Annotated in this window: 24 protein-coding genes and 2 riboswitches; of the genes, 11 read left to right on the top strand and 13 right to left on the bottom strand. The window is 63.1% G+C overall.

From position 1 onward, the window contains the following. Nucleotides 1-12: 12 nt before the first annotated feature. On the bottom strand, nucleotides 13-1,137 hold the full coding sequence (locus LMTR3_RS26260; protein ID WP_065747907.1) for an acyl-CoA dehydrogenase family protein: 1,125 nt from the start codon (nucleotides 1,135-1,137) through the stop codon (nucleotides 13-15). Nucleotides 1,138-1,169: 32 nt separating this feature from the next. Beyond that, nucleotides 1,170-1,712, bottom strand: coding sequence for an OsmC family protein (locus LMTR3_RS26255; protein ID WP_065748228.1), 543 nt, complete (start codon nucleotides 1,710-1,712; stop codon nucleotides 1,170-1,172). A gap of 223 nt (nucleotides 1,713-1,935) precedes the next feature. Between LMTR3_RS26255 and LMTR3_RS26250 the strand changes: the two genes are divergently transcribed. Next, the gene (locus LMTR3_RS26250) at nucleotides 1,936-2,595 is read left to right on the top strand and encodes a TetR/AcrR family transcriptional regulator (protein ID WP_065747906.1); all 660 of its coding nucleotides are present in this window, start codon (nucleotides 1,936-1,938) and stop codon (nucleotides 2,593-2,595) included. Nucleotides 2,596-2,601: 6 nt separating this feature from the next. Here the strand turns inward: LMTR3_RS26250 and LMTR3_RS26245 are convergent, their stop codons facing one another. From LMTR3_RS26245 to LMTR3_RS26235, 3 genes are all read right to left on the bottom strand, one after another. Beyond that, the gene (locus LMTR3_RS26245) at nucleotides 2,602-3,396 is read right to left on the bottom strand and encodes a DUF2182 domain-containing protein (protein ID WP_065747905.1); all 795 of its coding nucleotides are present in this window, start codon (nucleotides 3,394-3,396) and stop codon (nucleotides 2,602-2,604) included. Between the two features lie 55 nt (nucleotides 3,397-3,451). Continuing rightward, complete coding sequence (locus LMTR3_RS26240) at nucleotides 3,452-4,084, bottom strand: DUF1326 domain-containing protein (RefSeq protein ID WP_065747904.1); 633 nt, start codon at nucleotides 4,082-4,084, stop codon at nucleotides 3,452-3,454. Between the two features lie 188 nt (nucleotides 4,085-4,272). Next, on the bottom strand, nucleotides 4,273-5,484 hold the full coding sequence (locus tag LMTR3_RS26235) for a TrmJ/YjtD family RNA methyltransferase (RefSeq protein ID WP_065748227.1): 1,212 nt from the start codon (nucleotides 5,482-5,484) through the stop codon (nucleotides 4,273-4,275). Between the two features lie 408 nt (nucleotides 5,485-5,892). Here LMTR3_RS26235 and LMTR3_RS26230 point away from each other — a divergent pair, with 408 nt between their 5' ends. Beyond that, on the top strand, nucleotides 5,893-7,107 hold the full coding sequence (locus LMTR3_RS26230) for an NADP-dependent isocitrate dehydrogenase (RefSeq protein WP_065747903.1): 1,215 nt from the start codon (nucleotides 5,893-5,895) through the stop codon (nucleotides 7,105-7,107). A gap of 200 nt (nucleotides 7,108-7,307) precedes the next feature. After that, on the top strand, nucleotides 7,308-7,775 hold the full coding sequence (locus LMTR3_RS26225) for a DUF3455 domain-containing protein (protein ID WP_245320018.1): 468 nt from the start codon (nucleotides 7,308-7,310) through the stop codon (nucleotides 7,773-7,775). A gap of 68 nt (nucleotides 7,776-7,843) precedes the next feature. Here the strand turns inward: LMTR3_RS26225 and LMTR3_RS26220 are convergent, their stop codons facing one another. The 3 genes from LMTR3_RS26220 to alaS all read right to left on the bottom strand — a co-directional run bounded on the left by LMTR3_RS26220 (nucleotide 7,844) and on the right by alaS (nucleotide 12,766). After that, nucleotides 7,844-8,518, bottom strand: a complete 675-nt coding sequence (locus LMTR3_RS26220) for a DUF2270 domain-containing protein (protein ID WP_065747902.1) — start codon at nucleotides 8,516-8,518, stop codon at nucleotides 7,844-7,846. 343 nt (nucleotides 8,519-8,861) lie between these two features. Then, nucleotides 8,862-9,218, bottom strand: a complete 357-nt coding sequence (locus tag LMTR3_RS36815) for a septal ring lytic transglycosylase RlpA family protein (protein ID WP_084029816.1) — start codon at nucleotides 9,216-9,218, stop codon at nucleotides 8,862-8,864. An 875-nt stretch (nucleotides 9,219-10,093) separates the two neighbouring features. Continuing rightward, nucleotides 10,094-12,766: an alanine--tRNA ligase gene (gene alaS, locus LMTR3_RS26210; RefSeq protein ID WP_065748225.1), complete on the bottom strand. Its 2,673-nt coding sequence runs from the start codon at nucleotides 12,764-12,766 to the stop codon at nucleotides 10,094-10,096. A 215-nt stretch (nucleotides 12,767-12,981) separates the two neighbouring features. Beyond that, a riboswitch (glycine riboswitch) is annotated at nucleotides 12,982-13,072 on the top strand. 3 nt (nucleotides 13,073-13,075) lie between these two features. Next, nucleotides 13,076-13,154: riboswitch (glycine riboswitch) on the top strand. Nucleotides 13,155-13,209: 55 nt separating this feature from the next. On the opposite strand from alaS, the gene gcvT reads away from it, so the two are divergent. The 3 genes from gcvT to gcvP all read left to right on the top strand — a co-directional run bounded on the left by gcvT (nucleotide 13,210) and on the right by gcvP (nucleotide 17,784). Beyond that, on the top strand, nucleotides 13,210-14,355 hold the full coding sequence (gene gcvT / locus LMTR3_RS26205; protein WP_065747900.1) for a glycine cleavage system aminomethyltransferase GcvT: 1,146 nt from the start codon (nucleotides 13,210-13,212) through the stop codon (nucleotides 14,353-14,355). Nucleotides 14,356-14,382: 27 nt separating this feature from the next. Then, nucleotides 14,383-14,748, top strand: a complete 366-nt coding sequence (gcvH, locus tag LMTR3_RS26200) for a glycine cleavage system protein GcvH (protein ID WP_065728594.1) — start codon at nucleotides 14,383-14,385, stop codon at nucleotides 14,746-14,748. A gap of 162 nt (nucleotides 14,749-14,910) precedes the next feature. Further along, entirely contained in the window at nucleotides 14,911-17,784 is a 2,874-nt protein-coding gene (gene gcvP, locus LMTR3_RS26195; RefSeq protein ID WP_065747899.1) for an aminomethyl-transferring glycine dehydrogenase, read from the top strand. A gap of 159 nt (nucleotides 17,785-17,943) precedes the next feature. On the opposite strand, the gene LMTR3_RS26190 is transcribed toward gcvP, so the two are convergent. Beyond that, nucleotides 17,944-18,891: a hypothetical protein gene (locus LMTR3_RS26190; RefSeq protein WP_245320002.1), complete on the bottom strand. Its 948-nt coding sequence runs from the start codon at nucleotides 18,889-18,891 to the stop codon at nucleotides 17,944-17,946. Nucleotides 18,892-19,013: 122 nt separating this feature from the next. After that, nucleotides 19,014-20,105 carry a recombinase RecA gene (gene recA, locus LMTR3_RS26185; RefSeq protein WP_065747898.1) on the bottom strand — a complete coding sequence of 364 codons (1,092 nt, stop codon included), beginning with the start codon at nucleotides 20,103-20,105 and terminating at the stop codon, nucleotides 19,014-19,016. 229 nt (nucleotides 20,106-20,334) lie between these two features. On the opposite strand from recA, the gene LMTR3_RS26180 reads away from it, so the two are divergent. The 4 genes from LMTR3_RS26180 (at nucleotide 20,335) to LMTR3_RS26160 (ending at nucleotide 22,790) form a co-directional block, all read left to right on the top strand. Continuing rightward, complete coding sequence (locus LMTR3_RS26180; RefSeq protein ID WP_065747897.1) at nucleotides 20,335-20,577, top strand: hypothetical protein; 243 nt, start codon at nucleotides 20,335-20,337, stop codon at nucleotides 20,575-20,577. A gap of 687 nt (nucleotides 20,578-21,264) precedes the next feature. Beyond that, nucleotides 21,265-21,444 carry a hypothetical protein gene (locus LMTR3_RS26170; RefSeq protein ID WP_065747895.1) on the top strand — a complete coding sequence of 60 codons (180 nt, stop codon included), beginning with the start codon at nucleotides 21,265-21,267 and terminating at the stop codon, nucleotides 21,442-21,444. 707 nt (nucleotides 21,445-22,151) lie between these two features. Further along, nucleotides 22,152-22,331 (top strand): hypothetical protein, encoded by a 180-nt coding sequence (locus LMTR3_RS26165; RefSeq protein ID WP_065747894.1) that lies wholly within the window; start codon nucleotides 22,152-22,154, stop codon nucleotides 22,329-22,331. Between the two features lie 216 nt (nucleotides 22,332-22,547). Beyond that, nucleotides 22,548-22,790, top strand: a complete 243-nt coding sequence (locus LMTR3_RS26160) for a DUF6894 family protein (RefSeq protein ID WP_065747893.1) — start codon at nucleotides 22,548-22,550, stop codon at nucleotides 22,788-22,790. 12 nt (nucleotides 22,791-22,802) lie between these two features. Here LMTR3_RS26160 and LMTR3_RS26155 read toward each other — a convergent pair whose 3' ends face one another. The 3 genes from LMTR3_RS26155 to LMTR3_RS26145 form a co-directional block, all read right to left on the bottom strand. Further along, a complete protein-coding gene (locus LMTR3_RS26155; protein WP_065747892.1) occupies nucleotides 22,803-23,138 on the bottom strand; it encodes a PilZ domain-containing protein in 336 nt (111 codons plus the stop codon). Nucleotides 23,139-23,402: 264 nt separating this feature from the next. Continuing rightward, nucleotides 23,403-23,633 carry a hypothetical protein gene (locus LMTR3_RS26150; RefSeq protein WP_065747891.1) on the bottom strand — a complete coding sequence of 77 codons (231 nt, stop codon included), beginning with the start codon at nucleotides 23,631-23,633 and terminating at the stop codon, nucleotides 23,403-23,405. Nucleotides 23,634-23,715: 82 nt separating this feature from the next. Then, a complete protein-coding gene (locus LMTR3_RS26145; protein ID WP_065747890.1) occupies nucleotides 23,716-23,991 on the bottom strand; it encodes a hypothetical protein in 276 nt (91 codons plus the stop codon). A 230-nt stretch (nucleotides 23,992-24,221) separates the two neighbouring features. Between LMTR3_RS26145 and LMTR3_RS26140 the strand changes: the two genes are divergently transcribed. After that, nucleotides 24,222-24,683 carry a PaaI family thioesterase gene (locus tag LMTR3_RS26140; RefSeq protein ID WP_065747889.1) on the top strand — a complete coding sequence of 154 codons (462 nt, stop codon included), beginning with the start codon at nucleotides 24,222-24,224 and terminating at the stop codon, nucleotides 24,681-24,683. The last annotated feature ends 376 nt before the right edge of the window (nucleotides 24,684-25,059 follow it).

Genomic DNA, 25,059 nt, shown 5'->3' with positions numbered 1-25,059 from the left:
TCGGAAATCCCTTTAGTGCTCGTCGCCGGCCAGCATCTTGCGAAGCTGTTTGGTGGCGGGGGTGACGATGGCGACGAAATAGGCTTCGCGCAGCCGGCGCTGGGCGCGGTGGCTCTTCAGGTAACCGCGCGCGCCGCAATGAAGCATCGCCGCGTGCGCGGCCGCGACGCTGGCGTCGCCGAGCCGGAGCCGCAGCGCGATGACGCGGCGCCAGTAGCTGTCGTCGGAATTGTAGGGGTCGCGCGCCAGCGCCATCGTCTCCTGCTCGAACTCGGCATGGAGTTCGCGGAATTGAGTGGGCTGTTGCGGCAAATAGCGGTTGATATGGCTCAAGGGCGCCTCGGCCTCGTCCATGATCTGGATGCAGTCCTTGATCAGGCCGAGCGCCATGCCGGCCTGCAGAAGGATGAAACCGGCGCGGATTTTCTTCACGAACGGTCCCGCCGGTTCGGCAAGGATCAGCTCATCCGGCACGAAGACGTCGCGGAACTGCACGGCATAGGTGCCGGTGCCATCCATCGCGAGGAACGGCTTGCATGGCTGCAGCGTGATCGCAGGATCGGAGCAATCGGCAAGGAACATCACGATGCCGCCGCCCTCGTCCTCCCGCTCGAAGATGGTGCCGAAGTAATGATCGGGACCGAGGTTCGACACCCAGGGCAGCGCGCCTTTGACGATGTAGCCGCCCTCGACCTTGCGTCCCCTGAGTTTGAGTTTCTCGATACCGAAGAAGCTCTTCATCGGGTTGGAGAGCCCGGTGCCGCCGAGCATCTCACCGCTGGCAAACTTGCCGGCGAATTTGGCAACGAGTTTTGGATTGTCCGAATTCGAGGCGTACCAGACCAGCGTGTTCTGGCACCACGCCATGAAGGCGGTGGCCCCGCAGACATCGCCGAGCGCGGCGATCGATTGAATGCCGCAGCGCAGGTCGGCCACGCCATCCGCCGGCCGGTGACTGCCCCACGCGCCCACATCCCCGAGCCGCCGCAGCAACGCATCCGGATAGACGGTGCCCTCGTCGATGGCCGCGGCGTGGGGTGCGAGTTCTCTACGCGCAATCGCCGCGACCTGATCCACAATCGATGCCGCGGGGAGATCTTCGGCAACTGCGAGCCGCGATACCGCCACTGAACCCATGAGACCCTCCGCACCCCAGTTGTTGCGACTGCTTATGCGCCGACTTCGAGATTGACGGGCCGCGTAAAGGTGTTGGCGACCGGCGACCATTTCTTGACGTGGGCGACCAGCGCATCGATCTCGCTCTTCGGAATGCCCTCGCATTCCATGTCGACCTTGACGCGCACGTCGGTGAAGCCGACCGGCTTTTCGCTGACGTCGCCGGTACCCCATACCGCCGTGATATTGAGGTCGCCTTCGAGCTCGAGTTCGAGCTTGTTGACGATCCAGCCGCGGTGCACGGCGTTGGCGTGCAGGCCGACCGCAAGGCAGGAGCCGAGCGCGGCGAGCGAGGCTTCAGAAGGATTCGGCGCGGTGTCGTCGCCGAGCAAGCCCGGCGGCTCGTCGACGATGTAAGGCGCGAGGTTACGAATGTAGTTGGCGTGGCGGAATTTGCCCTCCGCCACCGTCTTGCACTTCAAGGTCTTGATGACCTTCGGATTGGCCTTGCCGTTGGCAATGAGCTGCTCGAGCCCATTTTTGTCGATCGGGGCCAGGCAGCCTGTGAGCACCGTTTTTTGAGCGACCGCGGTCATCATTTCTCTCCCTGTAGGATACCGAACGTTCTGTTTCCTGCATGAAGCGTGCCAGATCCGGCCGAAATCAAAAGCCGAACGTCTCTCGTCGCTTAGCGTGCCTGCCCGGAAATTGATCAGCGCCGCGCTGCACAGGCGCGAAGCAATTGCCGCGTGCTTGCGATTATTTTCGGCGCAAAGATGCTGCTTGATGAATGCGCCGCGCTCCGATTAACTGCAGCGCATGGGCAAATCAGTTTCGAAGAGGAAAGCTGTCGCGGCATCGGCCGCAGGCGACGAGGAGTCCGCGCGGGGGCGTCTGCTAAGCGCGGCGACGCATCTGTTCTGCAAGAACGGCATCAACGCCACCGGGATCGATGCGATCATCGACGAAGCCGGCACCGCCAAGACCACGCTCTACAAATTGTTCGGCTCGAAGACCAACCTCGTCAACGCCGTGCTGGAAAGCGAAGGCAAGGCCTGGCGCGAATGGTTCATCGGCGCGATGGAGGATGGCGGCGGCGATGCGCTGGCGAAGCTGAAGCGGATTTTTCCGGCGCTGAAGCGCTGGTTCGCCGAGGAGCGCTTCTACGGCTGCCCCTTCATCAATGCGGTGGCCGAGCACGACAAGGACGCCAAGCAGTTCCGCAACATCGCACTGCGCCATAAGAAGGTTGTGCTGGCGCACATCGAAAAGCTCACCGCTGAGATGGGCGCCGCCGAGCCGCAGGTGCTCGCCCATCAACTCGCGCTCTTGATCGACGGCGCCATCGTCGCCGCCATGGTCTCGCGCGATCCCGGCGTCGCGGATACCGCGGGGCTTGCGGCGGCCAATCTGTTCGGGGCTTCCAAGGTGAAGAAGACAAAGCGCGCCGGTCACCCTGCGGAGCTTGTCGCCGTCTGAGGCGAGCTACAGCGATGCGGAAGCCGTAACGACAAGACTGCGCGCCAGAACAACCCCGCCGGCTACGATCAGGCCCACGCCCACGGCGCGGCTGAGCCACTGGCTGCGCGGCAGCAGCTTTTCGAAGGCGACATAGATCGCGACCGCCGCGATCCAAACCAGGTTCATCACGCCGGCAACGAACAGCAGCGCCATCAAAAACCAGCAACAGCCGACACAGTAGCTGCCGTGACGAAACCCCATGCGCAACGCGCCCATGGCGCCCGGTTGCCAGTAGCGGCTGAGGAAGAACACCGGGCTCTGGCAGTAGCGCAGGCACGCGCGCTTGATCGGCGTGAGCTGATAGAGCCCGGCGGCAAGCAGGATGATCCCGGCGAGTATGCTGCTGGTGCTAGCCATCATACCGGACAGCAGCCCGGCCTGGTCGAGTGCCCACTGCACCGCGACCGCGGCGAGGCTAAAGCCGGCCCATATCGCGAGATAGCCGGCGAGAAAGAGCCAGCTTGTGACGACGGGATTTTCGGCCGCCTGCCTGCGTTTGATTGCCGTGAACAGCAGCACCATCGGCGCCGCGCTCGGCACCATCATCGCGATCATCATCACCCACCACATCGCGAACATCAGCGCAGCCTGTGAGGGCGACCATGGCTCGGGGTCCATCGGCATGTCGGCCATGCTCATGTCGATGCCGGCACCGGCGACCAGATAGCCCCAGGCGAAGGCGACGACGGCAGCCATGCCGAATGCCACGATCAGGCGATCGTGGCGTAAGGTCTGTTCAAGCGCAGAGGTCCCGGACATGGACTTAACCTCCGCCATCGAGCCGGCGCGTCGAAATGCCGTCTCCAATGCAGCGTCAGGCCGCGACGCCCTCCGGCGTCTGCACGACGTTGGCGAGCGAGCTGTGCGACCCAGCGGTGTCGAACTTGATCGCACCGGTCGAGCGGATGTTGGCCGAGGCAATCTCGGCAGCGCGGTGTTCGAAGCCCTCGGGCATCACGACCTGAATGCGATGAGGGTCTCCGGTCACCGGATTCTTGATCGGCTCGACCTCGGTCTCCAGCAAGCCCTTCGCCACGACACGCGCGACGCGTCCATCCTTGTCGAACGAAAACTCGAACGGCGCAAATACCGGGTCGTGAATCTTGGTCACGATCAGGCTGAAGATATGAAACAGCGTACCTTCAGCGGAATGCTTGCCGGACATGATGCTGAACAGCGCCTCACGTTGCTCCGGCGTGGCGCGCTCGTCGATGATCGGCTGCATCTGGCCATTGCCTTCATGCAGCGCTCCGGGAAAATCGACGGTCACCGCAAAAACCAGACCATCGAGCCTGGTGCCCTCGAAGTGCCCTTTGGTGATCCTCATGCCGACCAGGCCCTTGCAATAGCCCAGAGTCGGCCGCGCGTTGAAATCGCACGGACAGCCAAACGCGCAATTGCAGTTCTTGATCCATTCGCCTTCGAGACGCCAGTCAGATGTCGCCATCGCACACCTCCTTTTGCGTTATCGATTGCACTGCAGCCGCTTGAACGCGAGCTTACTCCGTTTGCGCGCCAAGGGACAGCTACTGGTAGGGTGGGCAAAGCCGCCGGGTCGCGCAAATGCGCGCCCGATGACAGGCTCCGCGTGCCCACCATTCAGGACAACAGTGCGGACGGATGGTGGGCACGGCGCTAGCGCGCCTTTGCCCACCCTACCATTTTTTCCAGCCGCTCCAGCTCAGTCGCCAAATCAGCCTCAACATCGGCCACCCGCATCTCGATCACGCGGTAATCCCGTGCCTCCAGCCATGCCTTCCGCCTAGCGCGGTCGGCGACGATGGTCTCCGTCTCATTCGGGTTGACCAGTTCGATGGCGAGGCGATGCACGAAGGAGACGAAATCCGGAATGTGGCGGCCGACCGGGGTCTGGCGCTTGAACTGGCCGGCGAAACGGCGGTCGCGGGTCAGCGCCTGCCACAGAATGCGCTCGGCATCGGTCGGATTGCGGCGGAGCAGCCGGGCGAGCCCGCGCACGGTAGAGCTGTCGCCGGGCACTGCCGGCCCCTGCCCGTGCTCGGCTAACAGCGCCCGCAGCCTTGTCGCCTGTTCACCGTCGAGCACGCCGCCCTTGGCCGGTCCCTTGCGTCCCTCCGCAATCGCCATCACCACGCCATGCAGGGTGTGCATGTCCTGCTTGGTCGGGTCCATCCGGGTGAAGATGTTGCGCAGGTTCACCAGCATGGTGTCGCGCTTCTCGCGCGGGCGGAGGAATTCGACCTTGTCGAGTTCCCGAACCAGATTGTCGAAGAAGGCCTGCATCTGGTGCTGCGACGCCGGCTCGGAGCGTTCCGGCATCGCGAACGGCAGGGCGCCGCCGGTCGACAGCTTGAACCACTCGTAGCCGATCAGCAGCACCGCCTGCGCCAGGTTGAGCGAGGCGAAGCCGGGGTTGACCGGAAACGTGATGATCCGGTTGGCCAGCGCCACCTCCTCGTTCTGCAGGCCGTACCGCTCGCGGCCGAACAGGATGCCGGCCCCGCCGCCGGCTCCGACATGCGCCACGATCTCGGCCGCCGCCTGCGCCGGCGCGACCACCGGCTTGGCCTGGTCGTGCGCGCGGGCGGTGGTCGCAAACAGCAGCGTCAGGTCGGCGACCGCCTGCTCCACCGTGTCGAACAATTGCGCCTGTTCCAGAATCTGGTCGGCGCCCGCCGCCGCCCGTTGCGCCGCGATGTTCGGCCAGCCGTCGCGCGGATTGACGATTCTGAGGCGCGACAGCGCAAAATTGCCCATCGCGCGCGCGGCCATGCCGATATTCTCGCCGAGCTGCGGCTCGACGAGGATCACAATGGGTCCGGCTAAGTCCAACCCAGACTTGGTTTTATCGGTGCCCGAACCGGACATTTTGGCTTCACTTTCTAATTCAACTTTCCAAAACTGATTCAACTTCTGAAGATTTGAATCCGCGCGCGGTGCGCGCACGATTCAAACTCTCATGCTTGCCCGTTTTAGAAAGGCGGCCGGAATTCCCCAGCCTGAGAATCGGGTTAGTAGCGTTTCCGCTAGTTCGCTCAAAGCCTCAATTGGGCCTCATCCGGAACGTCGTCGCAGCGCTCCCGGACGATGCTGCGCATCGCCTGGGCCGTACCGCGTCCGGGACACCCGACAGCCCATGCATTTCGCGCCTGAAAGATGGGCTAAAAGTCAGGGCCGCACCAGCTTTCGCCGGCCGATTTGCGGTGCTATAGCCCCGCCTGTAATCACCCACCCCGCCCGAAATGCGCGGTTTTCCGAGAAAAGGCCCCCTCCATCATGGCAAAAATCAAGGTGACCAACCCCGTCGTCGAACTCGATGGCGACGAGATGACCCGGATCATCTGGCAGTACATCAAGGACAAGCTGATCACCCCGTTCCTCGATGTCGAACTGCTCTATTTTGACCTCGGAATGGAGTACCGCGACCAGACCAACGACCAGGTCACGATCGACGCCGCCAACGCCATCAAGAAGGTCGGCGTCGGCGTCAAGTGCGCCACCATCACCCCTGACGAAGCCCGGGTGAAGGAATTCGGCCTGAAGGAAATGTGGAAGTCGCCGAACGGCACCATCCGCAACATCTTGGGCGGCGTGATCTTCCGCGAGCCGATCATCTGCAAGAACGTGCCGCGGCTGGTTCCCGGCTGGACCAAGCCGATCATCATCGGCCGTCATGCCTTTGGCGACCAGTACCGCGCCACCGACTTCAAGTTCCCGGGCAAGGGCACGCTGACGATGAAGTTCGTCGGCGAGGACGGCACCGTCATCGAGAAGGAAGTATTCAAGGCGCCCGATGCCGGCGTCGCGATGGGGATGTACAACCTTGACGATTCCATCATCGATTTCGCCCGCGCTTCCTTCAATTACGGCCTGCTGCGCGGCTACCCGGTCTACCTCTCGACCAAGAACACCATCCTGAAAGTCTATGACGGCCGCTTCAAGGACATCTTCCAGGACATCTACGACCGCGAGTTCAAGAAGGAATTCGAGGCCAAGCGGCTCACCTACGAACACCGCCTGATCGACGACATGGTCGCCTCCGCCCTGAAGTGGTCCGGCGGCTACGTCTGGGCCTGCAAGAACTACGATGGCGACGTGCAGTCGGATACGGTCGCGCAAGGCTACGGCTCGCTCGGCCTGATGACCTCGGTGCTGCTGACCCCCGACGGCAAGACGGTCGAAGCCGAAGCCGCGCACGGCACGGTGACCCGGCACTACCGCGAGCACCAGAAGGGCAAGGAGACCTCGACCAATTCGATCGCGTCGATCTTCGCCTGGACCCGCGGTCTCGCCCACCGCGCCAAGCTCGACAACAACCCGCAGCTCGCAAAATTCGCCGACACGCTGGAGAAGGTCTGCGTTGCGACCGTCGAGGACGGCTACATGACCAAGGACCTCGCGCTCCTGGTCGGCGCCGACCAGCGCTGGCTGTCCACGACCGGCTTCCTCGACAAGGTCGCCGGCAACCTCGAGAAGGCGATGGCGGCATAAGCCGCCTTCGCAACTCCCCCACATCGGTACCGAGGGGCAGCGCGACGAAGCAATCCACGGCCCAGTTTGGCGCGGTGGATTGCTCGGAGCCTGCCGTCGGGCGCGCATTCGCGTGGCCCGCCGCCTCGCAATAACAGAAAAATCAACGACGGAGCATCACCGTGTCGTTCTCCAGGAGCATCGCGCTCGCCGCCTTCCTACTGATCGGGTCGCTCGTCAATGCGACCGCCCAAAAATCGCTTCCCGAGGCTATTGCAGCTCCCGGTGAAACCGCCGTTCTCACGCTGCATGCCGAAGGCGCGCAGGTCTATGAATGCAAGACCGGCGCCGATGGCACACTGGCCTGGGTGTTTCGCGAGCCGATCGCGACGCTTTTCTTGGACGGCAAGACGGTCGGCCGGCATTATGCCGGGCCGAACTGGGAATACAGCGACGGCAGTGCGGTGGTCGGTCAGGTCGTCGGCACCGCCCCGGGGCAAGTGGCAATGGACATTCCCTGGCTGAAGCTCGCAGTAGCTTCCCGGCGCGGCAACGGGGTTCTCAGTCCGGTGACGACAGTGCAGCGGATCAACACGGTGGGTGGAAGGGCCAATGGCGCCTGCTACAAGGCAGGCACCTATGAAAGCGTCCCCTACTCGGCGGACTATGTGTTCCTCCGCAAGGGCTGACCCGGGATGCCGATGGAGCGATTGATGGAATGCGTCCCATTCCATCAATACCGCGGGCGGCAGGCGCGCTAACCCATCGCCACCTTGTCGCCGCGGTGCTCGCGTTGGTCGAGCCACATCGTGCCGAGCGCGAACGCCAGCCAGCCGAAATTGTAGACAAGGCCAATTATCAGAACGACCCAGCCGGGAATCGGTCCGACTGCGGCGCGATCGACAAATTCCGCCAAGGTTGACGCGGGCGTCGGGTGGATTGCGATCTTGCCGTAATAGGCAATCACCTGGACGGCGAGAATCCAGACGTAGTTGCGGCGCAGCCGCCGCCCCGCCGCGCGGACAAATGAAATGTGGTGGCGAGGCGCCGTGTAGTCGCGCCCGAGTATCACCTGCCAGCTATTATCGCGGGCTTCACCGGTGAATATCGGCGCGTAGAAATTCGTTTCCATCCACCGAGCTCGGGCGCGCCAGACATTGAAGTAGCGATAACGTCGCGCCTCCATGCCGAGAAACACGGCAATGAGCAGGCCTACGAGCAGCAGTGGCAGCGGTGAAGCTTCCGGGCTCGAAAAGGTCGTCGACAGGGCGATGCCCATTGTGACGATCGCCCAGTTGGTCGTGTTGTCGAGGCGTGTGCGCCAGATCGTCGAACGGTAGACTTCGCCCCGGTAGAGATGAGCGATGGCGCCCATTTCGGCAGAATTGAAGCTGTGTTGGTGCTGTGTTTCGCTGGAAGCCGTAACAGACATGGCGGGACTCCGGTTGTCCGAACCGGGGATCGCCGGCGTTGACCGGGAGCGTCCACATCATCAACACCGATGAACCTATCCGGAATTGTGACGTCGCAACTATGCTCGCCCTGAGGCCGAATTGCCAGCCACAGGTCGAGCAACAGAACGATGCACCGCACTATCGCGGCCAGGCGTAAGCATTGGCTCTCGCGTTGCGGCTACAATGACGATGACATCGCGCAACCCGACAGGGCGCGGCCTTCTGCAGCAAGGCGTTGTTGCAGGACAAGCCTTCGATGATCACCGTATCGACGGCTACAAGTGACCGTAGAGCACCCCCTTGGGGATGCGCTTGAGCCCCTCACGGCGTAGCTTCCCACTTGTGCTTATCTACCTCAGCGAGAGAGACCTTCGTAATCCCAGCAAAGCCAAGCACACGGGCGGCCGCCGCGGATAGGTCTATGCACCGTCCCTTCACGAACGGACCACGATCATTTATCCGGACGGTTACGCTTCGCCTGTTGGAATGTGAGGTGACTGTGACGTGAGAGCCGAATGCTCTGGCGCGATGCGCCGCGGTCATCGCATTTGGATTCATCCGCTCTCCCGATGCGGTTCGGCCGCCGCCGTAGCCGTAGCGTGAAGCAATGCAGGTTTCGGCAAATACAGGCGCAGATAGGCAGGTAAGCGCCAAGGCGGCGCATATCGGGCGGATCATCGTCAGCCTTCCAGGACCGAGGCTCAACTGGCCAACTGCCAACTCTTCCCGGGCTCCTGAGTTCCAGCAGGCGCGTCAGAATGACGAAAGCAGACCCGCAATTACATTGGGATGTTCACCATTCAACGGAATCGCTGAAGCCGTGATGCCTGCGAGATCTTCGGAATGCAATTGACCAGGTGATACGCCCGGATAATCGGCGCCCTACCGCTTGGCCCCGAGATACGTCGTCCATGCAGCGCTGGCTAAGGTCTGTGATGTTTTGCGAGCGCATGCCTTTTCGACTTCTGCAACGATCGATGAGACATTGATTCTCGGCTGTGTTTGGCCGCTCGCCGCAGCAACGTAATTGAGTCCCGTCCAGAAACCGTGAATCCAGACCGTCCCCTCCAACAGATGCTCTTCCGTAGACCGCCAGTGAGCGCAACTCATGCTCCCCACTCCGATCATGTCGACTGAAACCTTGGCGTCCTGCGCTGACGCTATGCAAACCGACGCGCCAAGGACGATCGACGCAAACGGAGATGGCTTTATCATCGACCAGGTCATGCTGGCACCTTTCGCTCGAACGCCCAAAGTCGGCTGTCGCGTAAGTCCAGCGATCGGGTTGTTTACCGGATGCCGCTACCAACGATGCCCGCAAGGTCCACGGCACCATCGAGGGTTCCATCAACGTGGACTCCCTACAGTCTCACCACGAATTAGGCTGCGGCGTGACGAATGCAGATGGCGTCAGCCCATTCTGCTGTTCCGCTCGTGGGCGGGATAGATGGCGCCTGCTCGGCAAGTTGATCCATCAGCCATTGCATTGCGGCGGACAGCGCTGGCGATCGCGGCCAAGATGCCCGCGATTTCACACCTCAGCTTGCCCGCCCCTAGGCCCCCGCCATCGCCTGTTCGATCGCAGACAGCGCCGCATTGGCCTTGGCGCCATCGGGGCCGCCGGCCTGCGCCATGTCGGGCCGGCCGCCGCCGCCCTTGCCGCCGAGTGCCTCGGAGCCCTTGCGCACCAATTCGACGGCGTTGAATCGCGCCGTGAGATCGGCGGTGACGCCGACGACGATGCCGGCCTTGCCGTCCTCGGTGACGCCGACGATCGCGACGACGCCGGAGCCGATCTGCTTCTTGCCGTCGTCGACCAGGCTCTTGAGATCCTTGGTCTCGACGCCCTCGACCGCACGGGCCAGCAGCTTGACGCCGCCGGCTTCGCGCACGCCGCCCGCTGCTGCGCCGTTGCCGGCGCCGCCGCCCATCGCGAGCCTCTTGCGCGCATCCGACAGATCGCGCTCGAGCTTCTTGCGCTCTTCCATCAGCGCTGCGATACGCGAGGGCATGTCGTCGACCGAGGTGCGCAGCTCGAACGCCGCCGTCTTCGCAATCGCCATCGTATCATTGGCGTGCTTGCGGGCGTGACGTCCGGTCAACGCCTCGATGCGCCGTACCCCTGAGGCCACCGCGCTTTCGCCGGTCACCGAGATCAGCCCGATGTCGCCGGTGCGGCGCACATGGGTGCCGCCGCACAGTTCGACCGACCAGCCGAGCGCATTCTGGCCATGGGCGCGTGCCTGCTTGCCCATCGACACCACGCGGACTTCGTCACCGTATTTCTCGCCGAACAAGGCGCGCGCGCCGGCCTCGCGGGCGTCGTCGACCGCCATCAGCCGCGTCGTCACCTCGTCGTTTTCGAGCACCACCTCGTTGGCGATGTCCTCGACGCGGGCGAGCTCTTCCGCCGTGATCGGCTTCGGATGCACGAAGTCGAAGCGCAGACGGTCCGGCGCCACCAGCGAGCCGCGCTGGGCGATGTGGTCGCCGAGCACCTGGCGCAGCGCCTCGTGCAGCAGGTGCGTCGCCGAGTGATGGGCGCGGATCGACGACCGGCGCGCATGATCGACCTCGAGCTGCAGCGCGGTGCCTACCTTCAGCGTGCCCTGCTCCACCGTGCCCAGATGCACGAACAGATCGCCCGCCTTCTTCTGAGTATCGGTAACGCGGAACTTGACGCCCTCGCCCGTCAGCAGGCCGATGTCGCCGACCTGACCGCCGGACTCCGCATAGAACGGCGTCTGGTTCAGCACGATCGCGCCGGTCTCGCCAGCCTTCAGGCTGTCGGCATCCTTGCCGTCCTTCACCAGCGCCGTCACCACGCCCTCGGCGCTTTCGGTGTCGTAGCCGAGGAATTCGGTGGCGCCGAGCTTTTCGCGCAAGGGAAACCAGATGGCCTCGCTGGCAGTATCGCCCGAGCCGGCCCATGATGCGCGCGCCTTCACGCGCTGCCGCTCCATGGCGTCAGAAAACGCTGCCTGGTCGACGCTGATGCCGCGCGACTTCAGAGCGTCCTGCGTCAGGTCGAGCGGGAAGCCGTAGGTGTCGTACAGCGTGAAGGCGGTATCGCCGTCGAACATGTCGCCCTTCTTCAGGCCGGCGCTCTTCTCGTCGAGGATCGCTAGCCCCCGCTCCAACGTCTTGCGAAAGCGAGTCTCTTCCAGCCGCAGCGTTTCCTCGATCAGCGTTTCGGCGCGCACCAGATCCGGATAGGCCTGGCCCATCTCGCGCACGAGCGCCCAGACCAGACGATGCATCAGCGGCTCGCGCGCGCCGAGGAGCTGCGCGTGGCGCATCGCACGGCGCATGATCCGGCGCAGCACATAGCCGCGACCTTCGTTCGACGGCAGCACGCCGTCTGCGACGAGGAAGGCTGAAGAGCGCAGATGATCCGCGATGACCCGGAACGACGCGACGTTCTTCTCGTCCGGTCCATGCCCGAGAGCCGAAGCGGCGGCATCGATCAAATGACGGAAAAGATCGGTCTCGAAGACGCTGTCGACGCCCTGCAGGATGCAGGCCATGCGCTCCAGCCCCATGCCGGTGTCGATCGAGGGGCGCGGCAGCGCGACGCGCTCGTCCTTCGTCACCTGCTCGAATTGCATGAAGACCAGGTTCCAGAATTCAAGGAAGCGATCGCCGTCCTCTTCCGGGCTGCCCGGAGGCCCGCCCCAGATATGCTCGCCGCGGTCGATGAATATCTCGGAGCACGGACCGCACGGGCCGGTATCTCCCATCGCCCAGAAATTGTCCGAGGTCGCGATCCGGATGATGCGGTCGTCGGAGAAGCCGGCGATGTTCTTCCAGTGGCGCGCCGCCTCCTCGTCGTCGTGGTAGACGGTAACGAGCAGCTTGTCCTTCTTCAGCCCGAATTCCTTTGTGATCAGGTTCCAGGCGAGCTCGATCGCACGCTCCTTGAAATAGTCGCCGAACGAGAAATTGCCGAGCATCTCAAAGAATGTGAGATGCCGCGCGGTGTAGCCGACATTGTCGAGGTCGTTGTGCTTGCCGCCGGCGCGCACGCATTTCTGCGAGGTGGTGGCGCGCTGGTAAGCGCGCTTCTCGACGCCGGTGAAGACGTTCTTGAACTGCACCATGCCGGCATTGGTGAACATCAAGGTCGGGTCGTTGCGCGGCACGAGCGGCGACGACGGCACGATCTCGTGGCCGTTCTCCGCAAAGAAATCCAAAAATTTCGACCTGATCTCGTTGACGCCGCTCATGTTCATCCAATCGGAAAAAAGGGCCGGGTCAGGCTACAATCAGCCCTTTAACCTTCCGGCGGAACGCTTTTAGACAAGGCGGCCTGCGGTGTCCAGAAACTGTGCAGGCGGATCATAGGCTTGCCGCAGCACACAAGATGGGCGCGCAAGTCCCGTTGATAATGCTGCGGCTGCGTTGACAGGCTTGGCAGGGCTGTGTTTCCCTCTTATCTGTAAGACGTCACGTCGGGAGAGATCGGCTTAAGCGCCGGCGCCGAAGGAGCAACCGCCCCGGAAACTCTCAGGCAAACGGACCGCGTGACGAAATAGCATCTGGAAAGAGACGCCGGGCAACATGCGCCCAGGGCGTCCGCCGACGGGATAATACTCTCAGGCACAGCGACAGATGGGGCTTTCTTTGGGTTTTTGGAGACTGGTCTCCGGAACCCATGAGGGCCTTAACGATGCTGGCAAGCGACAAATCCTCCCTCAAACGCACCCCGTTGCACGGGCTCCATGTGGCGCGCGGCGGCAAGATGGTTCCGTTCGCGGGTTACGAGATGCCGGTGCAATTCCCGGCCGGGGTGTTGAAGGAACATCTGCATACCCGAAGCGCCGCCGGGCTGTTCGACGTATCCCATATGGGCCAGCTCGCGCTGCGGGCGAAATCCGGCAAGGTCGAAGACGCGGCGCTGGCGCTGGAGCGGCTGGTGCCGCAGGACATCTTGGCCGTTGGGCCGGGACGGCAGCGCTACGCCCAGTTCACCAATAGCGACGGCGGCATTCTCGACGATCTGATGGTGGCGAATTTCGGCGACCACCTGTTTCTGGTCGTCAACGCCGCCTGCAAGGCCGAGGACGAGGCGCATCTGCGCGCGCATCTCTCCGAGACCTGCATCATCGATTCGCTTAGCCAGCGCGCGCTGATCGCACTGCAGGGACCGAAGGCGGAATCAGCGCTGGCGAACCTTTGTGGAGACGTCGCCACGATGCGGTTCATGGATACCGGGCCGCGCAAGGTCGCCGGTTTCGACTGCTTCGTCTCGCGCTCCGGCTATACCGGCGAGGACGGTTTTGAGATTTCGGTGCCGGCCGAACAGGCCGAGGCGCTGGTGGCGCTACTCCTGGACAATCCGGACGTGCTGCCGATCGGATTGGGCGCGCGCGACAGCCTGCGGCTGGAGGCCGGGCTCTGCCTCTACGGCCACGACCTCGACACCACGACGACGCCGGTCGAGGGCGCGCTGGAATGGTCGGTGCAGAAAAGCCGCCGCAGCGGCGGCGCCCGAGCCGGCGGCTTTCCGGGCGCAGAAAAAATCCTCTCACAGTTTGAAACAGGCGCATCGCGCCGCCGCGTCGGCTTGCGCGCGCAAGGCCGCGCGCCGGTGCGCGAAGGTGCCGTGCTATTCGCAGATAGCGCTTCCGGCGAGCCGGTCGGCAACGTCACCTCGGGCGGCTTCGGCCCGAGCCTCAGTGCACCGGTTGCGATGGGCTATCTGCCGACCGCGCTTGCCGCTAACGGCACGCAGGTTTTCGCCGAAGTGCGCGGCCAGCGCCTGCCGCTGCAGGTCGCAGCCATGCCATTCGTTCCCAACACCTACAAACGCTGAACCTGCAAACGCCAAAGGGAAGTTTTCATGACGACGCTGTTCACATCCGACCACGAATGGCTCCGCATCGAGGGCGATGTCGCCACCATCGGCGTCACCGATTATGCGCAATCGCAGCTCGGCGACGTCGTGTTCGTCGAATTGCCGAAAGTCGGCCGCGCCCTGAAGAAGGCCGAAGCCGCCGCGGTCGTGGAGTCGGTGAAAGCCGCCTCCGACGTCTACGCGCCGATCTCGGGCGAAGTGATCGAGGTCAACGAAGCGCTCGCCGCCGAACCCGCGCTGGTGAATTCCGACGCCGGCGGCAAGGCCTGGTTCTTCAAGCTGAAGATCGCGGACAAGAGCGAACTCGGCGGCCTGATGGATGAGGCAGCGTACAAAGCACACACGGCGTGAGGATGAAGCGCTCCGCCACCATACACTCACTGTCATCGCCCGGCTTGACCGGGCGACCCAGTACGCCGCGGCCTTTCGGCCCTATCGCTGATGTCACGGCGTACTGGATCGTCCGCCTGCGCGGACGATGACACCGAATTTGCAAATTCTAGCGAGGCACCCATGAACGCGCCGCTCAAGACCACCGCCGCAGCCGCCACCGATTTCGTGCGCCGGCATATCGGCCCCTCGCCCCGCGACATCAGTGTGATGCTGGAGAGCGTCGGCGCGAACAGCCTCACCGAGCTGATCGGCCAGACGCTGCCCTCCTCGATCCGGCAGAAGCAGCCGCTCGATCTCGGCCCCGCGCTGAGCGAAACCGAGTCGCTCCAGCATATGCGCGAGCTCGCCGCGCAGAACCAAGTGTTCACCTCGCTGATCGGCCAAGGCTATTCCGGCACCATTTTGCCCGCGGTGATCCAGCGCAACATTTTGGAGAACCCGGCCTGGTACACGGCCTATACGCCGTATCAGCCGGAAATCAGCCAGGGACGGCTGGAGGCGCTGTTCAACTTCCAGACCATGATCTGCGACCTCACCGGCCTCGATGTGGCCAACGCCTCGCTGCTCGATGAAGGCACCGCCGCGGCGGAGGCGGTGGCGCTGGCCGAGCGCGCCTCGCAAGTGAAGGCAAAATCGTTCTTCGTCGATGCGGAAGTGCATCCGCAGACGCTCGCGGTTCTGCGTACCCGTGCCGAGCCGCTGGGCTGGAATCTGATCGTCGGCGATCCGCTCGCCGACCTCGAAGGCGCCGATGTGTTCGGCGGCCTGCTGCAATATCCGGGAACGACGGGTGCGGTGCGCGACCTCCGGCCGGCGATCTCGGCGTTGCGTGCGAAGGGCGCGCTCGCCGTCGTTGCGGCCGATCTCCTGGCGCTGACGCTGATCGCCTCCCCCGGCGAACTCGGCGCCGACATCGCCATCGGCTCGGCGCAGCGGTTCGGCGTGCCGATGGGCTATGGCGGCCCGCATGCAGCCTACATGTCGGTGCGCGACGCGCTGAAACGCTCGCTGCCCGGCCGCATCGTCGGCTTGTCCGTGGATTCGCGGGGACAGCCGGCCTATCGGCTGGCGCTGCAGACCCGCGAGCAGCACATCCGCCGCGAAAAGGCCACCTCCAACATCTGCACCGCGCAGGTGCTGCTGGCAGTGATCGCCTCGATGTATGCAGTCTATCACGGTCCCGAAGGGCTGACGCATATCGCGCGCACCGTGCACCGCCGCGCGGCGGTGCTGGCGGCGGGGCTGACAAAACTCGGCCATGCGCCGGCGTCGCCGGCGTTCTTCGATACGATCACCGTCGCCGCGGGCGCGAAGCAGAGTGAAATCGTTGCACGCGCGCTCGCCGAGAAGATCAATCTGCGCATCGGTGACGGCACGCTCGGCATCGCCGTGGACGAAACGACCACGCCTGCGACGGTCGAAGCGGTGTGGCGCGTCTTCGGCGGCAAGCTGTCCTATACAGATGTCGAGTTGGGCGCGCGCGAAGCGTTGCCCGCCGAACTGAAGCGCGACAGCGCCTTCCTCGTCCATCCCGTGTTCCACGCCCACCGCTCGGAGACCGAGCTGCTGCGCTATATGCGCAAGCTCGGCGATCGCGACCTCGCGCTCGACCGCGCCATGATCCCGCTCGGCTCGTGCACCATGAAGCTGAACGCAACCACGGAAATGATCCCGCTGACCTGGCCCGAATTCGGCTCGCTCCATCCGTTCGCCCCGCGCGAACAGGCGGCCGGCTATCACGCGCTGTTTGCGCGGCTGGAAAAATGGCTGTGCGACATCACCGGCTATGACGCGATCTCGCTGCAGCCGAATTCCGGCGCGCAGGGTGAATATGCCGGGCTGCTCGCGATCCGCGCCTATCACGCCGCGCGCGGTGAGCCGCACCGCAAGGTGTGCCTGATCCCCTCCTCCGCGCACGGCACCAATCCGGCGTCTGCCCACATGGCCGGCATGGAGGTGGTAGTGACGGCCTGCGACGCGCGCGGCGACGTCGACGTCGACGATCTCCGCGCCAAGGCGGAGAAGCATTCGAAGAATCTCGCCGCCGTGATGATCACCTATCCCTCGACGCATGGCGTATTCGAGGAGCATATCACGGAGATCTGCGACATCGTGCACAGCCATGGCGGCCAGGTCTATCTCGACGGCGCCAACATGAACGCGCAGGTCGGTCTCTCCCGGCCCGGCGACTACGGCGCCGACGTCTCGCATCTCAATCTGCACAAGACGTTCTGCATCCCGCATGGCGGCGGCGGCCCGGGCATGGGCCCGATCGGCGTAAGAGCGCATCTCGCGCCCTACCTGCCCGGCCATCCCGCAACCGACGGCGCGGTGCCGCATCCCATCGGCCCGGTGTCGGCGGCGCCGTTCGGCTCAGCGTCGATCCTGACGATTTCCTACATCTATATCCTGATGATGGGTGGCGAAGGCCTGACGCGCGCCACTGAAATAGCGATCCTCAACGCGAACTACATCGCCAGCCGCCTCGATCCGCATTTCCAGGTGCTCTACAAGAACGCCAAGGGACGCGTCGCGCACGAATGCATCGTCGATCCGCGGCCGCTGAAGACCACGAGCGGCGTCACCGTCGATGACATCGCAAAGCGGCTGATCGACTACGGCTTCCACGCGCCGACCATGAGTTTTCCGGTGCCGGGCACGCTGATGATCGAGCCGACCGAATCGGAATCGAAGGCGGAGCTGGACCGGTTCTGCGACGCGATGATCGCGATCCGAAGCGAGATCACGGAGATCGAGATCGGCCGCTGGAAGGTCGAAGCCTCGCCCTTGCGCCACGCCCCGCACACCGTGCACGACATTGTCGATGATGCATGGAACCGCCCCTATAGCCGCGCCACGGGTTGTTTCCCCGATGGCATCTCGCGCACGGACAAATACTGGAGCCCGGTCGGCCGCGTCGACAACGTCTATGGCGACCGTAATCTGGTGTGCTCGTGCCCGCCGGTTGAGGATTACGCGCAAGCGGCGGAGTGACGTCGTTGTAGGATGGGTAGAGCGCAGCGATACCCATCATCGGGCCGCATCTGCGGTGATAGATGCGATGGGTTTCGCTGCGCTCTACCCATCCTACGGTCTGCGGACAGTGGCGTCCCCTACGGCACGAGCAGCACCGGGTCCCAGCGCCATAGCCGGTCATTGGTCAGGCGTGCCGCCCCACCAGCGGTCGATTGAATTGTGGCGGCTAAAATCCTCCTTGTGGGCGAGAACCGCTTTGCCAAATTCGGTGATCGAGAGCTTGCTTCGCAAATAGGCCGCATGCCGATCCCGCAAATTCTTGCGGTCGAGCGTGCGCAGCTCCTCGTCGAGGCCCGCCACGGCAGGGCGTGGGCCAAACGCAAGTCCGTCCAGCAGATAGCCGTATTCCCACTCTCCGAAGATGCGCGTTTGCCGCAGTTGATAAAGATGGAAGAGCCAATTCGTGCGCGAGTATCCGCGTGCGATAAGCTCGAGCATCCGCATTTCCGAGGCGCCCAGCCCCGTCGAACTTGACGGCAGTTCTTCGAGCAGATCGATCAGGACGGGTTTAAGCAGCGGCAAGGCGCTCAAATCCTTGGCAAGCAGATCGAAGCAGGCAACCGGCGTGGGCGATCGCCAAGCCTGCCAGGCCGCACTCGCCGTCGCCAATTCCCTTTCCGTGACGTCAACCGCCGGCGGATCCCACCGGCCGAGTTTTTCATGCGCGCTCATCTCGAGATCGACGAGACGCAGTTTCAGCCTGGCAACGGTTTCCGGATAAGAGCGAAAATAATCGAGCAGCCAGATCAATTTCAGCTGCGCTTTCGGCCGCACGTCAAACCATAGTTCGACGGTTTCATAGTGCTGGCAGAACTCAGCCAGGCTGAGATCACGGTGCTTCCTGCTTTTGCTGTGTTTCCACTGGCTACCGCCCCAGTCCGACCAGTGTGTGGCTTGGTCGGGGCTGTGGCTCGCAGTACGGGGACCGAGGTGAGCTGCGAGTTCATCCGGCGAGGGCTGCGGTCCCCAGATGAAATCGAAAAATGCTAAATCCAGTGCGAGATCAACGGAGTCATTCTTTAGAAAATCCGGCGTCAACCAGCCGGTCATGACCAGAGGCTTCATTGACTTTCACCATCTCGACACACAGCACCCAGCAAAACGGGCGCTGAGAACGTCGGCAACTCAACGTCCGCAGCGCCCGTCCGTCACGTTTCAGGCCTTAACCCCTGAAGCGTTTCTGAAGCTTATTCGTCGTCGCCAGGCTCCTCGCCGTCAGCGTCGCGCTCGGCGGGACCGGCCAAAATCTGCTCGGCGATCAGGCCGGAGTTCTGGCGGATCGCCATCTCGATCTTGGCGACCATGTCGGGATTGGCCTTGAGGAACGTTTTTGCGTTCTCGCGACCCTGGCCCAGCCGCTGGCTGTCATAGGAGAACCAGGCGCCGGATTTTTCGACGATGCCGGCCTTGACGCCGAGGTCGAGAATCTCGCCCATCTTGGAGACGCCCTCGCCATACATGATGTCGAATTCGACCTGCTTGAAGGGCGGCGCCAACTTGTTCTTCACCACCTTGACGCGGGTGGTGTTGCCGACGACTTCGTCGCGCTCCTTGATCGCGCCGATGCGCCGGATGTCGAGGCGGACGGAGGCGTAAAATTTCAGCGCGTTGCCGCCGGTGGTGGTTTCAGGCGAGCCGTACATCACGCCGATCTTCATGCGGATCTGGTTGATGAAGATCACCATGGTGTTCGACTTGTTGATCGAAGCCGTGAGCTTGCGCAGCGCCTGGCTCATCAGCCGCGCCTGCAACCCCGGCAGCGCATCGCCCATCTCGCCTTCGAGTTCGGCCTTCGGCACCAGGGCCGCCACCGAATCGACCACCAGCACGTCGATCGCGCCAGAGCGCACCAGCGTGTCGCAGATTTCCAGCGCCTGCTCGCCGGTGTCGGGCTGCGAGATCAGGAGTTCGTCGATGTTGACGCCGAGCTTGCGCGCATAGACCGGATCGAGCGCATGTTCGGCGTCGATGAAGGCGCAGATGCCGCCCTTCTTCTGTCCTTCCGCCACCGTGTGCAACGCCAGCGTGGTCTTGCCCGATGATTCCGGCCCGTAGATTTCCACCACCCGCCCCTTCGGCAGCCCGCCAACGCCGAGCGCGATGTCGAGCCCGAGCGAGCCCGAGGACACCGTCTCGACGTCCATCGAGCGGTCGTTCTTGCCCAGCTTCATCACCGAGCCCTTGCCGAACTGGCGCTCGATCTGGGAGAGCGCGGCAGACAGGGCCTTGGTCTTATCCATGGAGGATCCTTCAACGATACGCAGGGCAGTGGCGGACATAATACGTGCTCCTTATGGCGGGGATTCGCGAGCGGGACAAACGACGGTGAGCAGCTTTTTGGATTCGATTTTGGTAAGAACCCATGTACCACCTTTGTTCTATGTTCGCAATATGTTCTTTTCGAGAGTGCTAAGCTCGCGGCCCCTTTAGGGGGTGGTCTTGCTTTGTCTTCGAACCAATTTATCCCCGCCCAGTTACATTGCCCCGAACCCTGGAGGAGGAGCGCACATGAAATGGGCCTTAGTGGTTGTCGGCGTAACAATGCTCGCCAGTCCGGCATTGGCCGACCCATGGAAGGACGAAAGCGGCAAGCGCCGCTGGGGCTATGATCGCGGCGGCTACTATGGCCGCAGCTACAACGAAGCACGCGAGTACAAGCAGGAATTTTACCGAGGCCCCTGCAAGATCGAACGCAAGTGGGAGCGCAACGGCGAGTATAAAGAAGAGACAAAGTGCAAGGGCTACCGTTAGCGCCCCAAGAAGAGGCCGCCTCTGTTGGCGGCCTCGCCGCAAAGCCTCACGGCGCGAATTGAAAGGGCCGCCTTTCGGCGGCCCCCAGCCGGTACAAATTGGTTCGGGATGAAAAGCAGCCCCGGCGACATCAAGCATAGAGTTTTCCACACCCACTTTTGGAGTCCGTAACACCACGGTGTTTCCGATACCGGAACCTCAGGAATATCCGACCCAGCTCCCGGTGCGTCCTGACGAAGATTGCCGCCCCGCTCCTCGCCTGTCGCTGCGCCCAACTACGCAAACATACGGAGGTGACCCGGCACCGCGCCTCTGCATATCTCTCGGTAATGACGGGCCGACATATCCTTTTCACATGCCCACGGCTGGGCACGAAGGTGCAGCATTGGCTTCCGGCGACCGCGCCGGAGGACGAGCCCAATTCCTATGTGTCCGTCGTCTGCCTCGCCTGCACCCGGCTTCACTTCATCCATAAGGAAACCGGGAAGCTTTTGGGCGAGGACACCGCGCCCACTGCCTCGTGAGGTTGCCGCCTTCGGCGCCGGCCCCAACCAGTCCGAACGCACGATCCGCGTGAGCCCACCCGACTTAAGTATAGTTTTGCACTTTTCCCGGAACGGATTTCGCCGCAGTGCGTAATTGCAGCGGGTGCGGCAGGGTGACGGGTAGTAACGGGGAACCAGTATTGTGGCGGGCAAGAAATACCTCACGGAACAAGCGGCAACCTTTCTCAAATTTGCGATGGCCACCACGGATCCGGAGATCGCTGCGGGCTTTCTCGACAAGGCCGTCGACCTTCGGGCCAGAAGTGAAGAGGCGCCCGACGCCAGCCCCCGGGCGCCCGACGTAGAGCAGCCGAAAGGCTAGCTCTCGCGATGAGGCCGCCGGACCGGCGGCCTCATCGTTATCGACCCGCAGATCGGGACGTGACGTCGCCTACAATTTTAAGCGTGCTTGCGGCTCCATCTGAACCGTCCTTCAAGGCGCTGTACGCTATGCCCAGCGGCATGCAGAAACAAACGACCGCCCCTGTGACCGTCCTTGCCTACGAACCCATCCTGCCGACGCTTCAACACCATGGCGCCCATCTCCTCACCCGGCTGTTGAATCTGAGCCGTGCGCCGGAACCCTCAAGGGTGCCGCAGCCCGTCCGGCCGGACGCGCCGTCGAGAACCCATATTCCACCGCGGCAGCCTTCTCCATCGCGGCAGGAATAGGAAGCCGGCCCCGGGCGGCCCAGCCTTATCCGTGCCAATCGCCGGGCAAATTTGTCTCGGCACGTTGAACCTTTTTCATGTCCCCCCGACAAAATTCTTGCCTGGGACATTGCATCACTCGGGGAATAGGCCTGCGCCGCCAAGCGACCATACTCCGCTTGCGCGGCGCAGTGCTTTTTGCGCGCCGCGGAAATTGGGTCGGCAAGGGGAATTCGGTCACGCCCATGGGGTTGAAAACCCGGGAACGGATTTCGGCCGTGCGCGTCGCGGCAAAGGCATTGTCAGCGCCTGGAACAATTGCAACTTTAAGTCAGAGGTCCGGTTTGAAGCGCTCGGGAGCCGCAGCGGGATTTCTCTATGATCCACAAGGGCGTCGAATACACCGTGACGGCGGTCGCTCCGGGCATCTGGAAATGGCAATTCCGTATCGGCGACAGGGTCGTCACGGGCAAGACCGAAGCCAGGCTCAATCTGCTTGCCATCCGGCGGGTCCAGCTTCGGATTGATCGGGAGTTGAAAAAAGCCGAACGGAAGTAACCGCTCGGCGGGCGCTTCCGCAGGCCTTCCACCGGAGAAGTTTCTCTGCAACTACATCAGGTTAGATCTAAGCGATAACCCGGTTTATATGCCCGGCAACGTGCTTGGGCCCGTAAAAACCCGGAGTTGATCTTTCAATATGCGAGGAATCCACTCCCCGCCGGATGGGGGATCTCAGGGCCAGCGGCGGCCCATTTTACATTTGGTCAGCTTGCCATGCCGATCTTTTTCTTCAGCGTTCGACATGGCGAGGATGCGTGCGTCAGCAATGACGGTGCGGAATTTGTCGATCACAACGCCGCGTGGAAGGAAATGACCGGGGTCTGTGGCGACATGATCGCGGACGTTTCCCGCAAGCTGCCCGAAAACACCGAGTGGCAGATGGAATTGCTGGATGAATCCAAAAAGCCGGTATTCCGGATTCGCCTGGTGGCCGAGACGCTGCAGGATACTGATTAAACGAACGGCAAATTAGGCGTGGGCCTTCCGGGAAGCGGTATCGGGTTCACTTGGCGGCGCCACGCCGTTACGCAGCTCCCGGGCGGAGACGAAGCGGACGCCGACCAATTCGCCCCTGCGCCAGATCAGCGTACATACCCGCCGCACCTCGCCGCCCGCGGTGAGAGAAAGGCCGAACATCTTGGGAACCGCGAGGTCGCCCACATCCAGGCAGGCACCGTTGTCGGAAATGTCGAGGATGTAGCACTCGATCCATGGCGCATCCGGCGCCGGAATCAGGAATCCCGGCTTGCGCAAGTCGACCCGAACGAACTTGCGGGCACCAAGGTCTTTGCGGTCTCTCGCCATGATTTCTCCTGTCGGGTCGTCCTGTCGCAGTCTGCGTCATTCCGGGGCTCGCGGAGCGAGAGCGGACCGCATGCGCCGGGGTGAAATGGATTCCGGGCTCGTGCTCTGCACGCCCCCGGAATGACGGAGAATGCAACGGCGTCCGCCATTCCTCGCCCGCGTCTGCCCACAGAACTAGGCGGAATACCTCAATACCGGGTTATCGGAATCCGGCAAAAATCGAGGAGTCGACGTTAAATTCCGGGGCCAGTGGATCCGCGTCACCTAATCGGCGCTGGCAAGCCGGCGCATGGTGAATTCGATGTCGCCACTGGGCAGCTCGCGCCAGCTTTCGACCGAACTCATATAGGCCGCCTTGGGATAGCGGTTGAGGAAGTCGCGCGCCCTCAACCTCGCTTGGTCGCGCGGCAGCGTAAACGTCTCGCGCAGGTAGCCGTCGCCCAGCTTGCGCCGGCCGGCCATCCGGCTCGCGAGATCGCGCGGACGAAAGACCATGTCGCAACTCCAGACACGATGACGACAGGTCAAATATAGGGGTAGCGGCGAACGAATCCTACCCGCCGCTTTGGCGGGGAAGCTACTGGCTGCTGCTGCCGGTCTTGTTCTTCTTGGCGGGCGCCGCGGCCTTGGGCGCCTCGGTGCTGCGCACCGTGCCCCAGGGATCGGAAGAGGTCTTGGCGTCGGGAATCTTCCTTAAAGAGTCCTTGTAAGCCTTATCCCTGATCGCTTCTTGCTCCTTTTCCTCCGGCGATTTGGACTGGAGTTCCGGCATCAGGTTGATATTAGGGGTCATCTGCGCGTTGGCCGGCACCATCAACAACACCATCATTGCGGCCGCGCTCAGCATTCTCATGACGCTCTCCTTTGCGATGCTTTCAGCGTTTCGGCAAAGATACCACCGACGTAACCGCCAAGCCAAGCACGCGCGGACAAGCTTTTGGTTCGACGCCTGCAGGGTTTCGCGCGCTTGCGCCCAATCGCTTTGCGGATCGTGCCGGACTTGCAGCCCACGCCGCTGTTCCCTTCGTCGCAATGACCACTACAATGCGCCGACAACAAGATCGGACGAGGAAACGGACGTTCATGCAACAACAGCCACAAGCGGGCGAATTCGGCATCGCGGAAGCAACGCGCGTGCTCGGCGAGGTATTTGCGCCATGGGTGATGGATCTCAACCTGTCGATCGAGCGCTTTGACTCTGCTCCGCCCGGCGACGCCGCCGACTGGCAGCCGGGCGCGATCCTGCGCCTGCCGTTCTCGGAGCGGCTGTGCCGCAATGGCGGCACGGTCTCGGGCCAGGCGCTGATGGCATTCGCCGACACCGCGATGGTGATCGCCAACCTCGCCGCCAACCGCGGCTACCGTGCAATGACGACGGTCGACCAGACCACGCATTTCATGCGCGCGGTGTCTGCCTCCGACGTACTGGCCGATGCGCGCGTGGTCCGCCTCGGGCGCACCATGAGCTTCGGCCGGGTCACGCTGCTTTCCGCCGCCGACAACAAGCCGGTGGCGATGGTCTCGAGCGCGTTCGCGATGCTTTAGGAAATTGTAGTGCTGTAGGGTGGGCAAAGCGAAGCGTGCCCACCATCCATCATCGAGCACGCTTCCCGATGGTGGGCACGCACCCGATCTTCCCCGCGCCCTCTGAATGCGAGGGCGGGAAGTGAAGAGCAAACCTCGGGCGCAATGCGTCGCGAAAATGCGGCCTTATATTCCGCTGTCCTCACCCGCGAAGGCGGGTGACCCAGATGCTATGAGGGGGGTGGCGGCAGGGTCAGCGGCGGCGAGGGTATGGACACCCTCGGGCGCCGTGGTCACGCAAAGGAGCACCCCATGTCGCAACCGTTCGACGTCAGCAGGTCCCTCACCGCCTTTGAGCAGGATAACACACTCGTTGCAGTTATCGAGATGAGCCAGT

Origin of the sequence: Bradyrhizobium sp. LMTR 3 (assembly GCF_001693485.1) — a bacterium.
Lineage (GTDB): Bacteria > Pseudomonadota > Alphaproteobacteria > Rhizobiales > Xanthobacteraceae > Bradyrhizobium.
The sequence above is the reverse complement of the archived record's forward strand: the minus strand, read 5'-3'. Positions and strand labels throughout refer to the sequence as shown.

Excerpts from the sequence above, each read along its gene's own strand:
- LMTR3_RS36815 (WP_084029816.1), bottom strand. The coding sequence starts at position 9,218 with ATGATCCGCCCGATATGCGCCGCCTTGGCGCTTACCTGCCTATCTGCG.
- LMTR3_RS26155 (WP_065747892.1), bottom strand. The coding sequence starts at position 23,138 with ATGGCGAGAGACCGCAAAGACCTTGGTGCCCGCAAGTTCGTTCGGGTC.
- gcvT (WP_065747900.1), top strand. The coding sequence starts at position 13,210 with ATGCTGGCAAGCGACAAATCCTCCCTCAAACGCACCCCGTTGCACGGG.
- LMTR3_RS26250 (WP_065747906.1), top strand. The coding sequence starts at position 1,936 with ATGGGCAAATCAGTTTCGAAGAGGAAAGCTGTCGCGGCATCGGCCGCA.
- alaS (WP_065748225.1), bottom strand. The coding sequence starts at position 12,766 with ATGAGCGGCGTCAACGAGATCAGGTCGAAATTTTTGGATTTCTTTGCG.
- LMTR3_RS26190 (WP_245320002.1), bottom strand. The coding sequence starts at position 18,891 with ATGAAGCCTCTGGTCATGACCGGCTGGTTGACGCCGGATTTTCTAAAG.
- LMTR3_RS26165 (WP_065747894.1), top strand. The coding sequence starts at position 22,152 with ATGATCCACAAGGGCGTCGAATACACCGTGACGGCGGTCGCTCCGGGC.
- gcvH (WP_065728594.1), top strand. The coding sequence starts at position 14,383 with ATGACGACGCTGTTCACATCCGACCACGAATGGCTCCGCATCGAGGGC.
- LMTR3_RS26235 (WP_065748227.1), bottom strand. The coding sequence starts at position 5,484 with ATGTCCGGTTCGGGCACCGATAAAACCAAGTCTGGGTTGGACTTAGCC.
- LMTR3_RS26260 (WP_065747907.1), bottom strand. The coding sequence starts at position 1,137 with ATGGGTTCAGTGGCGGTATCGCGGCTCGCAGTTGCCGAAGATCTCCCC.
- LMTR3_RS26140 (WP_065747889.1), top strand. The coding sequence starts at position 24,222 with ATGCAACAACAGCCACAAGCGGGCGAATTCGGCATCGCGGAAGCAACG.
- LMTR3_RS26145 (WP_065747890.1), bottom strand. The coding sequence starts at position 23,991 with ATGAGAATGCTGAGCGCGGCCGCAATGATGGTGTTGTTGATGGTGCCG.
- gcvP (WP_065747899.1), top strand. The coding sequence starts at position 14,911 with ATGAACGCGCCGCTCAAGACCACCGCCGCAGCCGCCACCGATTTCGTG.
- LMTR3_RS26245 (WP_065747905.1), bottom strand. The coding sequence starts at position 3,396 with ATGTCCGGGACCTCTGCGCTTGAACAGACCTTACGCCACGATCGCCTG.
- LMTR3_RS26150 (WP_065747891.1), bottom strand. The coding sequence starts at position 23,633 with ATGGTCTTTCGTCCGCGCGATCTCGCGAGCCGGATGGCCGGCCGGCGC.
- LMTR3_RS26230 (WP_065747903.1), top strand. The coding sequence starts at position 5,893 with ATGGCAAAAATCAAGGTGACCAACCCCGTCGTCGAACTCGATGGCGAC.
- LMTR3_RS26240 (WP_065747904.1), bottom strand. The coding sequence starts at position 4,084 with ATGGCGACATCTGACTGGCGTCTCGAAGGCGAATGGATCAAGAACTGC.
- LMTR3_RS26180 (WP_065747897.1), top strand. The coding sequence starts at position 20,335 with ATGAAATGGGCCTTAGTGGTTGTCGGCGTAACAATGCTCGCCAGTCCG.
- LMTR3_RS26160 (WP_065747893.1), top strand. The coding sequence starts at position 22,548 with ATGCCGATCTTTTTCTTCAGCGTTCGACATGGCGAGGATGCGTGCGTC.
- recA (WP_065747898.1), bottom strand. The coding sequence starts at position 20,105 with ATGTCCGCCACTGCCCTGCGTATCGTTGAAGGATCCTCCATGGATAAG.
- LMTR3_RS26255 (WP_065748228.1), bottom strand. The coding sequence starts at position 1,712 with ATGACCGCGGTCGCTCAAAAAACGGTGCTCACAGGCTGCCTGGCCCCG.
- LMTR3_RS26220 (WP_065747902.1), bottom strand. The coding sequence starts at position 8,518 with ATGTCTGTTACGGCTTCCAGCGAAACACAGCACCAACACAGCTTCAAT.